This is a genomic window from Hymenobacter terricola, assembly GCF_017921975.2.
In the GTDB taxonomy this organism is placed as follows: domain Bacteria; phylum Bacteroidota; class Bacteroidia; order Cytophagales; family Hymenobacteraceae; genus Hymenobacter; species Hymenobacter terricola.
In genome coordinates, this window is record NZ_JAGEMO020000041.1 from 42,781 (window position 1) to 54,009 (window position 11,229).

Sequence of the window (11,229 nt, forward strand, 5' to 3'; positions counted from 1 at the left end):
TCATTTAACGCGCACTTATTGGCCAGGGTTGTGCTTGGCAGCCTTGGTTATAAATGGGTTTTGGGACGAGCACGCGCCCAAAAAAAGGCCGCCCGTTGAGGCGGCCTTTTTTCAGTACTGCGTTCGGCCATTGCCCTGCGGCAAACCGGCCCACCCGGCGCATGGCTCAGCTTACAAGCGGCCGGCTTCAGCAGCCTTTTTCATCTTCTCGTTGGCGTAGATGGCAATTTCCACGCGGCGGTTGGCCTGCTTGCCTTCCACGGTCGAGTTGTCGCCCACGGGCTGGGTCGAGCCGTAGCCAGAGGACGTGATGCGGCTCGACGACACCCCCTTGGCGATGGTGGAAGTGGCCACGGCCTGGGCCCGGCGCTCCGAGAGCGGCTGGTTGATGGCATCGGTGCCGGAGTTGTCGGTGTGGCCTTCAATCAGCACGTTGGTGTCGGGGTACTTCTGGAGCACGGCGGCCATTTTGGTGATGTCCGATTCCGAAGCGGGCCGCAGCGTGGCCGAGTTGGTGTCGAAGAGAATGCCCGAGTCGAAGGTGATTTTGATGCCTTCGCCCACGCGCTCCACTTTGGCGTTCTGCATGTCTTTCTGCAGGTCAGCAGCCTGCTTGTCCATCTTTTTGCCGATGAGGACGCCGGTGGTACCGCCCGCGGCCGCACCCACAATGGCGCCAATGGCCGTGCCCCGGCCGCCGCCCAACAGGCCGCCCACTACGCCGCCCAGCACCGCGCCGCCGCCCGCGCCCAGCAGGCCGCCTTTGGTGGCCTTGTTCATGCCGGTTTTGCGCACGCCGGTGCCGTTATTATTAGAAAGGTCGGGCTGAGTGGAGGCTTGCTGCGAAGTGGCACAGGAGCTAAACAGCAGCACAAAGGCCATCAGGATGGAAAGAAGGGATTTGGAGGTGTTCATGTGTAAGAGAAATTGGTGAAGTATTTCCGGCGTATACGGGAAAAGGCCGCTCCGGTAACGGAAACGGGCTTTTCAAGAAGTGTGCCGAAATCAAAAACCGGCATCAGCCCGTTGCTATAACGTTTTTGCGGCAGAACGGCGCGGCTCGCGCGGCGTGGCGGTGGCCACGGCGGCGGGCTGCAGCATGCCCAGCAGGTCGGCCAGGCGCTGTTTCAGCTCGCGGCGGTCCACGATAAAATCGAGGAAGCCGTGCTCCAGCACGAATTCGGCGCTCTGGAAGCCCTTGGGCAGGTCCTTGCCAATGGTTTCCTTGATAACGCGCGGCCCGGCGAAGCCGATGAGCGCGCCCGGCTCGGCAATATTGAAGTCGCCCAGCATGGCAAACGAGGCCGTGACGCCGCCCGTGGTCGGGTCCGTCAGCAGCGACACGTAGGGCACGCCGGCTTCCGAGAGCAGGGCCAGCTTGGCCGAGGTTTTGGCCATTTGCATCAGCGAGTAGCCGGCCTCCATCATGCGGGCGCCGCCGGAGCGCGAAATCATCAGGAACGGCGTGCGGTTTTGGCGGGCGAAGTCAATGGCGCGGGCAATTTTCTCGCCCACCACCGAGCCCATCGAGCCGCCGATGAACTTGAAATCCATGGCCGCCACCACCAGCGGCTGGCCGGCACTCAGGCCGTGAGCGGTGCGCACGGCGTCTTTCAGGCCGGTGTTGCGCTCGGTGGCCGCCACGCGCTGCGGGTAAGCCTTGGTGTCCACAAAATGCAGCGGGTCGCCGGAGGTCAGGTCGGCATCCATTTCCGTAAACTGGCCCTCGTCGAACAGAAATTCGAAATAGTCGATGGCGTCAATCCGGTCGTGGTGGTTGCAGTGAGCACACACGTACAGCAGGCGTTTGTGCTCGGCCATGGTGGCCACGGTTTTGCATTCGGGACACTTGTACCAGAGGCCGTCCGGGGTTTCCTTTTTCTGGTCGGTGGGCGTCACAATGCCCTTTTCTACGCGCTTGAACCAGGCCATTTGCTAGTATCTTTTCGCTGTCAGCCAATGGCTTTCAGCTTATATTTTAGAAGGAGTTGCAAGCTTCGGGCTTGCACTTAGTACGTTAAAACAGGGCGTCAAAGATAAGCCATAAGTCACGCCCTATTTTGCAACGAAGCGCGGGGCCCACAGCTCATGGCGCTTTTACGCGAGGGCGATTCGTTGGTCCAGGTATACATCCTGAATCGCGTTCAGTAATTCCACGCCCTCAGCAAAAGGGCGCTGGAAAGCTTTGCGGCCCGAAATGAGGCCCTGCCCCCCGGCGCGCTTGTTGATGATGGCCATGCGTACGGCGGCTTCCAGGTCGCCGGCGCCCAGGCTTTCGCCGCCCGAATTGATGAGGCCGATGCGGCCGGCGTAGCAGTTCAGCACCTGGTAGCGGGCCAGGTCGATGGGGTGGTCGGTGCTGAGCGTGTCGTACATGGCCGGAAAGGTCTTGCCGAATTTCAGCGCCGTGAAGCCGCCGTTGTTCTCGGGCAGCTTCTGCTTGATGATGTCGGCGCCCATGGTCACGCCCAGGTGGTTGGCCTGGCCGGTGAGGTCGGCGGCCACCTGGTAGTCTTTCTCGCTGGTTTTGAAGGCGTTGTTGCGGAGGTAGCACCACAGCACGGTGGCCAGGCCCAGCGAGTGGGCTTCCTCGAACGCCTCGGTTACTTCGATAATCTGGCGGTCGCTTTCGGCCGAGCCGAAGTACACGGTGGCGCCCACGGCCGTGGCGCCCAGGTCCCAGGCCTGCCGCACCGAGCCGAACATAATCTGGTCGAACTTATTGGGGTAAGTCAGCAGCTCGTTGTGGTTGATTTTGACCAGGAACGGAATTTTGTGGGCGTACTTCCGGGCCACCGTGCCGAAGGTGCCGAAGGTGGTGGCCACGGCGTTGCAGCCGCCTTCCAAGGCCAGCCGGAGGATGTTTTCGGGGTCGAAATACATCGGGTTCGGCCCAAACGAGGAGCCGGCGGTGTGCTCGATGCCCTGGTCGACGGGCAGAATGCTGACGTAGCCGGTGCCGCTCAGCCGCCCGTGGTTGTAGATGCCGCCGAGGCTGCGCAGCACCTGCGGCGAGCGGCTGCCGGGCCCGAAGCAGCGGTCCAGAAAATCGGGACCGGGCGCGTGGAGCAGGTCCTTGCTCACCACGCACTCGTGGGCAAGCAGGGCTTCGTTTTCGGGACTCAGGGTGAGGGAAGCGGCCATGGGAAAGAGCGGGTTAGGATGGAGCCGGGCGGGTTTTTGCCGGGGCGGGAGGTGAACAAATATAGACCGAAAACACGGGGCAAAAGCGCTTTTTCAGGAATGGAGCGCGGGCTAAGCGCTACCTTGCCGGGCCAACGCGGCCGGGCAGTCCGGCCGCCGAAGGCCCGGCACTGCGCCTTTATAACTTCGTGAAAACCTTCTCCCCTGCCCTGCTGGCCCTCTCGCTGCTGGCGGCGCCCGCCCTCAACGGCTGCGTGACGGCCAAGAAATACGACGACCTGAGCGCCCGCCAAAAGGCCGATGCCGAAGGCAAAGCCGCCGTGGAGCGCCAGTACCGCGGCGCCACCGCCGAGCTGCAAAAAGCGTCCGATGAGCTGGCCCAGCTGCGCCTCACCCAAAAGCGCCTCGTGACCGACTCGGCCGAAACCGGCGCCGCCTACCGCAAAACCCGCAGCCTCTACAACGAGCTGAACAACAGCTACGACAAGCTGCTCAAGAACAGTGACCGCGAGCTGGCCAATAAGTCCTCCGATTACAACAAGGTGGCCAAGGACCTGGCCCGCCGCGAAGCCGAGCTGGGCGAGCTCGACACCAACCTGCAAAAGAGCAAAGCCGACAACGACCGCCTCGCCGCCGACCTCAAAACCCGCGAAGCCCGCCTCACCGAGCTCACCAAGGCCCTGGCCGACAAGGACCAGGCCGTGGCCGACCTGAAGGCCCGCGTGAGCAAGGCTCTGCTCAGCTTCAACAGCAGCGACCTACAGGTGAAGCTGAAGGATGGCAAAGTATACGTGTCGCTTTCGGAGCAGCTGCTGTTCAAATCGGGCTCAACCAAAGTGGACCCCAAGGGCCAGGAAGCCCTGAAAAAGCTAGCCACCGTGCTCCAGGAGCAGAAAGACGTGAACGTGGTGGTGGAAGGCCACACGGATAACGTGCCCATTCTGCGCGGCACCGCCGGCATGACCGACAACTGGGACCTGAGCGCGCTGCGCGCCACCGAAATCGCCCGCCTGCTCACCACGGCCGGCGTGTCGCCGGAGCGCGTCACGGCCTCGGGCCGCAGCCAGTACGTGCCCGTGGCGGCCAACGACTCGCCCCAGAACAAGGCCATGAACCGCCGCACCGAAATCATCCTCACGCCCAAGCTCAACGAGCTGTTTCAAATTCTGGACAGCAACTCGACCACGCCGACGGCGGGCAAATAAACGGCTTCCTACAGCCACAAAAAAGCCCTCCCGAATTTGGTAGGGCTTTTTTGTGGCTGGCTGAGAGTGAAAACCGCTATAGCAATGTCACGTTCACCCGGGCGAAGTAGAACGCGCCGCTGAAGCCGAACTGGTTGGCGTTGTACACGAAGCGGCCGCGGTTGGTGTTGTCCAAAGTTGAGTTGTAGCTCAGGTTGGGGTCGACGGAGAAGTTGTTCACGTCGTTGCGCGGGTTCTGGATAAACTTGTCGGGATAGACGTTGAACAGGTTATTGGCACCCACAATCAGGCCCACTTGCTTGGTGATTTGGGCGCTGAGCGTGAGGTCGGTAACCCACTTGGCCGCGAAGGTCTGGTCGATGAACGAGCGGGCCGGGTCGGCGTCCTTGTACTGCACCTCGCCGAAGCGCACGGCGCGGGCTTCGATGCTGAAAATGCCGTAGCCGTAGTTGGCCGAGAGGTTGATTTTCGAGCGCGGGTTCCCCGATTCGAGGCGGGCGCGCTGCTGGCGGTCAAACAAGGTGTTTTGCAGGCCGGTGGTGCCGGTGGTCACGTCGTTGTTGATGGTAGTGGACGTGCTGTTGAAGCTGCGCACCGTGGTTTCGTTGAAGTTGGCGGCGGCGGTCAGGCCCAGGCGGCTTTTTTCGCCCAGCACGAGGCGCTCGTTGGCCACGATGTCAATGCCCTGGGTGCGGGTGTTTACGGCGTTGGCGAAGAACTGCACGCGGCTCACGGGCAGCGTGCCCAGGATGGTGTTCACCGTGGGGTTGGTGCGGGTGAACTGCGACGACAGCACGATGCGGTCGGTGATTTCAATCTGATACGCATCGATGGTCAGCGTAATGGTTTTGGCCACGCGGGCGGTGAGGCCCACGCTGTAGTTGGTCGAGTTCTCCTTTTTGAGCGGGGCCACGCCGAAACCCTGCTGGCCCGTGCCGCCAAAGCTGTTGCGCACGATGGGGTTTTCGTTGTTCACGGTGAGCACCTGGTTAGGCAAGCCGCTCACAAACTGGGTGCTGGTGTTGGTGAAATAGCGCTGCTGGAGCGAAGGCGCCCGGAAACCGTTGCCAATCGAGCCGCGCAGGGCCAGCCCGTCGAGAATGCTGTAGCGGGCCGCGGCCTGGCCGCTCACGCTGCCGCCAAAATCCGAGTAGTTTTCGGCCCGGCCGGCTACGTGCACCAGCAGCTTTTCGGTGATGTCGCTCTCCAAATCGATGTAGCCAGCCACGTTGTTGCGGTTCTTATTCACCTCATCCTGCGGCTGGTAGCCCGGAAATACCTGCGAGCCCGAGGCCGTGGGCGTGGTGCCAATCAGCCGGCCGCCGTTCACGTAGGAAGCATACTCACCCTTGCCAATCAGGAACTTATCATAGCGGTACTCGCCGCCAAACGCCACGTTCACGGTGGGCAGGAAACCCACGTCGGTGAACTTGCGCGAGAAACCCAGGTTGGTGGTGTTTTGCAGGAACACCAGCCGGCCCGCGTAAAAATCCGTCGGGTTGCTGATGCCCGGGCCCTGCGGCAGCGAGGCGTTCACGGTGTTGCTGATGTAGTAGCCCAGCTCGTTGCGGCCGAAGGTGTTGCTCAAATCCACGGCAAAGCCGGCGAAATTTTTGCGCAGCCCCACGATGGCCGACTGGTCGTAAATAACCGTGTTGATGAGCGGCAGAAAACCATCGGGGAAAATGGTTAAGTCGCTCTGGGTGGCCTGGTTGGACAGGCGGTTGAAGCCCGCTGAGGTGCCCGTGCGGTAGGTGGCGCCGCCCGAGAGGTACACCTCATAGCCACGGCCCAGGCGGTAGCCGCCGTTCAGGAAGCCGCCGTAGTTGCGGGTAGCGGCGTTGCCAATGCGCAGGTCGTTGCGGTTGAAACCGCGCTGGGCCACCAGGGCATCGTCCTGGGCCTTGAGGTCGCGGCGCGACTGCTCGGTGGTGGCGCTGGCGGGGTAGTTGCCCGAGTTATTGCCCAGGTAAATGAGCGGGGCCGTGTCGGCAAAGCCGCGGTTGTAGGCTGCGTGCTTCTGAAACTGGCCGCTCACGTCCAGAAAACCGTGCTTGTTGAGGCCGATGCCGACGTTGAAATCGGCCTGAATTACGCCACCGTCCTTCTCCACGGTTTCGCCCACGGTGCTGCTGGCCGTCACGCCGGTGGAGTCGTCTTTGAGCTGAATGTTAATCACGCCGGCAATGGCGTCGGAGCCGTAGAGGGCCGCCGCCCCGTCGCGCAGCACCTCAATCCGCTTGATGCTGGCCGTGGGAATCACGTTCAAATCGGTGCCCACCGAGCCGCGGCCGATGGTGCCGTTGATGTTCACCAGGGCCGAATTGTGGCGGCGCTTGCCGTTCACGAGCACCAGCACCTGGTCGGGGCCGAGGCCGCGCAGGCTGGCGGGGTCGATGTGGTCGGTGCCATCGGAAATGGTTTGGCGCGACGACTGGAACGACGGCGCCACGTAGGACAGAATCTGGGAAACGTCGGTTTGGGCAAAGGCCTTGATTTCGCGGGCCGAAATAACGTCGACCGGCGCGGTGGTAAGAATGTTGGAACGGCCCTCGGTGGCGCGCGAGCCCGTCACCACCACTTCGTTCAAATCGGTGGCGGCCGCCGCCAGACGCACGTCCACGGTAGTGCGGCCGTTGAGCGCAATCTGTTGGGCGGCGAAGCCGATGGCCTGCACCGTGAGGGTGGCCTCGGGCGCGACGGAGAGCGAAAACTCGCCGTTTGCACCGGTGCTGGTGCCGTTGGTGGTGCCGCGCTCCAGCACGGTAGAGCCCGGCAAGCCTCCGCCCGCGGCGTCCAGCACCCGGCCGGTCACGGTTATTTTCTGGGCCTCGACCGTAAGGCCGGCCAGCAGCAGGAGTACAAAGAGTAACAGATGTTTCATGTCAGGATTTATTTGGTGAAATAATGAGAAAAAATGAAAAATAAACAATCCAAGATAGCAAAAAAGGCAATAGGGAATCGGTACTGGGCGCCGGTGCGCACCAGATAAACAGAGAATAGCGGGAATATCTGGAAGGAGAAATCAGGACGGGCCCGGCTCGCTGGCGAAAGCAAAAAAGACGGTCAGGGCCGCATTGGCGGCACCTTGCATGGGCTGGAAGCAGGCCGGCACGCAGCAAAACCACACCGGCCTTATTTCACAAGCTGTACGACAGAAAAGCTGAAATATCAGCATGGCCGCCCCGATTCGAGGACCCGCGCCGGGCTACCGGGCAAAGAGTGCCCTCATACCCACCACTGCGAATTGAGGGGCCCGGCGGCCACGTCCACGCGCTGGCCGGGCGCGGGCAGCAGCAGCGGCACCTCCGGGCCGGCTTCGGCAATGAGCTGCTGCACGGGCGCGCGCCAGGCGTGAAACGCTAGGTTGAACGTGCCCCAGTGCAGCGGCAGCAGCGGCCCACCGCCCAGCAGCCGGTGGGCCGCCAGCGCCACCGTGGGCCCCATGTGGATGTCGGCCCACTCGGGGTCCGAAGCCCCGATTTCCAGCATCGTTAAATCGAATGGCCCGTAGGCGGCCCCTATCTGCCGGAAGCCTTCCTCAAACGGGCCCGAGTCGCCGCCAAAAAACACCTTGTGCTGCGGCCCCAGCAGGCACCACGAGGCCCACAGCGTGTCGTTGCGGGTGAGGCCCCGGCCCGAGAAATGCCGGGCCGGCGTGGCCACCAGCGTGAAATCGGGCTCGACCTGGGCAGTTTCCCACCAGTTCAGCTCCGTGATGTTGGCGGCGGGCACGCCCCAGCGGCGCAGGTGCGCGCCCACGCCCAGCGGGCAGAAAAACGGCACCCCCGTGCGGCCCAGCCGGCGGATGGCGGCCTCGTCGAGGTGGTCGTAATGGTCGTGCGAGAGGATGACGGCGTCCAGTTTCGGCAGCTTATCAAGCGGCAGGGGCGGCGTGAAAAACCGCTTCGGGCCGGCTAGCTGCGTGGGCGACGCCCGCTCGCTCCACACCGGGTCGGTGAGGAAACGGCGGCCGTCGATTTCGAGCAGCGTGCTGGAATGGCCCAGCCAGGTGGCACGCAGGGCATCGGCGGGCACGGGCGCGGCCAGTTCGGCCGCATCGGCGCGGAACGGGCCAAGCGGCGCTTTGGGCTCCCGCTCTTCCTTGCCCAGCACCCAGCGCTTGAAGAGTGCGCCGTAGCCGGAGGGCGGGCTGACGGAGGTGGGCACGGCATTCTGATACGTTTTGCCGTTGTGGGTGGCTTGCAGACGGGGCGCGGAGGCTGTTTTGGGGCTCATTCCTGTCGAAGACGCAATGCCCGCCCACATATTTTCCCGGGCCTTAGCGCAGCCGGTAGGCCAGGCCCAGGCGCAGCACGCGGGCGTACACTTCCCGGCTGCCGCCCACCAGGCCGCCCTGGTAGTTGATGCAGCCATAGGAATAGCTGGCATTGAAGCCCAGCTGCGCCTTCCACGCGGTAGCATCGGCCCGCAGGCGCCCGTCGAAGCGGTTGAACTCGCGGCCGGGGCGGTCGGTGCTCCAGGCGGTGCCGCCGTCGTAGGTGCCGCTGCCTTTGTCGTGGAAGCCGTACACGAAAGCCAGCTCCGGCCCCAGCAGCACGTCCACGGCCACGGTGGAGCCGCCGAAGCGGTGGCCCAGCGCCAGAAAGCTCGTGAGGTGCTGGCTGCGCAGGGCCGAGGTGCCAGTAGCCGGGCGGGGAGTGTTGGAGGACCCGTCGTAGTAATTCAGGGTGCTGATGCCCGTCCGGCTTTGCAGCCAGTCGTAGCCCAGGTCCAGGGCCAGCAAGGTATGCCGCTGGCCCACCCGCTGCACCCGGCCCCCCACGTCAAACCCCACGCCCAACCGACTGCCGTAGGGGCTATTGGTGTAGCCGCTCACGGTGCCGTTGTAGTTAGAATAGTTGATTTGGGAGGTGTAGGCGGCATCTTTGCCGCCAAATTGCATCAGCCCCAGCCCCGCGCGCCCACTGAGCTCAGTGTGTTGGGCCGCTACCGGGGCGGCCAGGGCGAGCAACGGGAGGAGCAGTAAGTGCTTTTTCATCAGAAAACGAAAGTAGCCAGGGGCAGCAAAACGCTTGCCCGACGATGACCGGCCAAACGGCGGCAAGGTTGCGCCAGTTAGTCAATTCTTCCGCTTATGGCTATTGCAGCAGCCCGCGCACCACGGGCAGCGCCCGCTTGGCCCAGCCGCGCATCTGCGCGCCGGAGTAGTGCAGCCCATCACGGGTGAACTGGCCGGCATCGCTGGCGGCGGCGCGGGTCAAAGGCGTGATGTCGACGTAGGCCACACCGGCCAGCCGGCACTCATCCTGAGCGGCGGCATTGAATTGGTCGATTTCGGCCCCGATGCGCGTGGCACTGCGGTCCTGCCGCAGGCCAAACGGCGACTGGCCCCAGTCCGGAATTGAAAGCACCACCACCCGGCCGGGCTGCCCGCCCGCAAAGCGCACGGCCGTACCGAGCAGCGCCCGGAACTCGGTGCGGTAAGTGGCCACGGCCTGGCCCCGGTACTGGTTGTTAACCCCAATCAGCAGCGAAACCAGGCCGTACATCTGCTGATTATCAGCGGTTGCGATGGCCGTTTGCAGCTCGGAAGTGGTCCAGCCGGTGCGGGCGATGAACGTGGGCGCCGCCACGGCCGCGCCCGACTGGCTGAGCAGGCCCGCCAGCTGCGTGGGCCAGCGCTCGGCCGCCCCCACGCCCTCGCCAATGGTGTAGGAATCGCCCAGCGCCAGGAATGACATGCCGGCGGCTTTAGGGGCAGCTACGGGCGCCACCGGCCGCTGTACGGCGCAGCCATTGCCAAAAAAAATCAAAAAACAACTCAGCAGCAGCAGGCGCATCATCAAAAGCATTTCGGAAGTAACCTCCGCACTTACGCCGTGCGGCCGGCCGCAGATTGCCTTCCGAATGATTGCCAAATGTCGCTTACCCCATCACGGCCACCATGCGCAGGGCGGCCAGGGCCAGGTTTTCATCACCGCCCACCTGCGCCCGCTCCCGCGCTTCCCCGGCGCTCAGGCCCTTGGTGAATAATTTCCACGCATCGGCCGGGGCCAGCGTGACTTTAGCGGCTGGGGCGGTGGGGCCGGGTGGCTGCAAGTGCCAGCCCACTGCGGCGCGCGCCACTTCCCAGGTACCGCCCGCAGCGGTGCCCACCGCAACCTGCACCCGCGTGCCCACCGGGGCCGCCACCGCCCGGTAGGCATGGGGCAGGCCGCGCATCAGGGTTTCGATAAAGGGCGGAAACAGCTCCGGCGTCATCAGCGCCTGGGTCTGGCCCACGGCTTCGCGAATCTGCTGCTGGTGGTGCCACTTCTCGGTGTAGTCGCGGGCGATGTGGAACCAGTTCGCCGACTCGGCTTCGCCGGCCCAGGCCACGGCGAAAGCGGCCGGGGCCCAGGGGTCGAACGCGGCAAGGGAGGCCGTGTATTCGGCCCCCGACTGCGCCAGTAGCTCGATAAGTACCGCCGGGCTCAGGCGGCCCGCGGCCCGCACCCAGTCCGCATTCAGCCGGTTGAGGTAGGCCACAAGGCCGGTGTAGCTCACGTCGTCGGGCGCTTCGCCACAGTAGCCGTCGCGCAGCATGGAGAGCGTGCGCAGGTTGCCATCGAGCAGGTGGGCGGCGAGGTCTTTCACCGTCCATTGGCGGGCGAGGGTGGGCCGCTGCCAGTCGGCGGGCGTCAGGCTCCGCAGCAGCTCCAGCAGCAGCCGGTCCAGCTTCGGGAAGAGCGGCAGGGTGACGATGGGGATGGATTGTTGCATAACTGGAACTAGGACGTGTAAACAATTAAAGCCACATCAGGATGGCTCCGAGGGTGACCATTGCCAGAAAGGTGCTGGCGTTCTTTTCGTAGCGTGAAGCGAGGCCCCGAAACCGCTTGAGGCGGTTGAAGCAGCGTTCGATTTGGTTACGATT

10 protein-coding genes are annotated in these 11,229 nt (G+C 63.8%); 1 reads left to right on the forward strand and 9 read right to left on the reverse strand.

The genetic code is table 11. The annotated features are described in order from the left end of the window. Positions 1–171: 171 nt before the first annotated feature. From J4G38_RS19885 to J4G38_RS19895, 3 genes are all read right to left on the reverse strand, one after another. On the reverse strand, positions 172–915 hold the full coding sequence (locus J4G38_RS19885) for an OmpA family protein (RefSeq protein ID WP_210520442.1): 744 nt from the start codon (positions 913–915) through the stop codon (positions 172–174). 114 nt (positions 916–1,029) lie between these two features. Next, positions 1,030–1,932, reverse strand: a complete 903-nt coding sequence (gene accD / locus J4G38_RS19890) for an acetyl-CoA carboxylase, carboxyltransferase subunit beta (protein ID WP_210520440.1) — start codon at positions 1,930–1,932, stop codon at positions 1,030–1,032. 165 nt (positions 1,933–2,097) lie between these two features. Next, on the reverse strand, positions 2,098–3,144 hold the full coding sequence (locus tag J4G38_RS19895) for a class I fructose-bisphosphate aldolase (RefSeq protein WP_210520439.1): 1,047 nt from the start codon (positions 3,142–3,144) through the stop codon (positions 2,098–2,100). A 188-nt stretch (positions 3,145–3,332) separates the two neighbouring features. On the opposite strand from J4G38_RS19895, the gene J4G38_RS19900 reads away from it, so the two are divergent. Then, on the forward strand, positions 3,333–4,349 hold the full coding sequence (locus J4G38_RS19900; RefSeq protein ID WP_226163589.1) for an OmpA/MotB family protein: 1,017 nt from the start codon (positions 3,333–3,335) through the stop codon (positions 4,347–4,349). 76 nt (positions 4,350–4,425) lie between these two features. Here J4G38_RS19900 and J4G38_RS19905 read toward each other — a convergent pair whose 3' ends face one another. The 6 genes from J4G38_RS19905 to J4G38_RS19930 all read right to left on the reverse strand — a co-directional run bounded on the left by J4G38_RS19905 (position 4,426) and on the right by J4G38_RS19930 (position 11,217). Continuing rightward, complete coding sequence (locus tag J4G38_RS19905; protein WP_210520438.1) at positions 4,426–7,233, reverse strand: TonB-dependent receptor; 2,808 nt, start codon at positions 7,231–7,233, stop codon at positions 4,426–4,428. A gap of 344 nt (positions 7,234–7,577) precedes the next feature. Beyond that, positions 7,578–8,588: an MBL fold metallo-hydrolase gene (locus J4G38_RS19910; protein WP_210520437.1), complete on the reverse strand. Its 1,011-nt coding sequence runs from the start codon at positions 8,586–8,588 to the stop codon at positions 7,578–7,580. Between the two features lie 43 nt (positions 8,589–8,631). Then, positions 8,632–9,351: a hypothetical protein gene (locus J4G38_RS19915; protein WP_210520436.1), complete on the reverse strand. Its 720-nt coding sequence runs from the start codon at positions 9,349–9,351 to the stop codon at positions 8,632–8,634. A gap of 100 nt (positions 9,352–9,451) precedes the next feature. Further along, positions 9,452–10,156, reverse strand: coding sequence for an SGNH/GDSL hydrolase family protein (locus tag J4G38_RS19920; RefSeq protein ID WP_210520435.1), 705 nt, complete (start codon positions 10,154–10,156; stop codon positions 9,452–9,454). A gap of 82 nt (positions 10,157–10,238) precedes the next feature. Beyond that, the gene (locus tag J4G38_RS19925; RefSeq protein WP_210520434.1) at positions 10,239–11,075 is read right to left on the reverse strand and encodes a maleylpyruvate isomerase N-terminal domain-containing protein; all 837 of its coding nucleotides are present in this window, start codon (positions 11,073–11,075) and stop codon (positions 10,239–10,241) included. A gap of 25 nt (positions 11,076–11,100) precedes the next feature. After that, entirely contained in the window at positions 11,101–11,217 is a 117-nt protein-coding gene (locus J4G38_RS19930) for a hypothetical protein (protein WP_394371067.1), read from the reverse strand. Positions 11,218–11,229 lie beyond the last annotated feature (12 nt).

Bases quoted from the DNA above. Each gene is read 5' to 3' on its own strand.
- J4G38_RS19885 (WP_210520442.1), bottom strand. From the start codon at position 915: ATGAACACCTCCAAATCCCTTCTTTCCATCCTGATGGCCTTTGTGCTG.
- accD (WP_210520440.1), bottom strand. From the start codon at position 1,932: ATGGCCTGGTTCAAGCGCGTAGAAAAGGGCATTGTGACGCCCACCGAC.
- J4G38_RS19895 (WP_210520439.1), bottom strand. From the start codon at position 3,144: ATGGCCGCTTCCCTCACCCTGAGTCCCGAAAACGAAGCCCTGCTTGCC.
- J4G38_RS19905 (WP_210520438.1), bottom strand. From the start codon at position 7,233: ATGAAACATCTGTTACTCTTTGTACTCCTGCTGCTGGCCGGCCTTACG.
- J4G38_RS19910 (WP_210520437.1), bottom strand. From the start codon at position 8,588: ATGAGCCCCAAAACAGCCTCCGCGCCCCGTCTGCAAGCCACCCACAAC.
- J4G38_RS19915 (WP_210520436.1), bottom strand. From the start codon at position 9,351: ATGAAAAAGCACTTACTGCTCCTCCCGTTGCTCGCCCTGGCCGCCCCG.
- J4G38_RS19920 (WP_210520435.1), bottom strand. From the start codon at position 10,156: ATGATGCGCCTGCTGCTGCTGAGTTGTTTTTTGATTTTTTTTGGCAAT.
- J4G38_RS19925 (WP_210520434.1), bottom strand. From the start codon at position 11,075: ATGCAACAATCCATCCCCATCGTCACCCTGCCGCTCTTCCCGAAGCTG.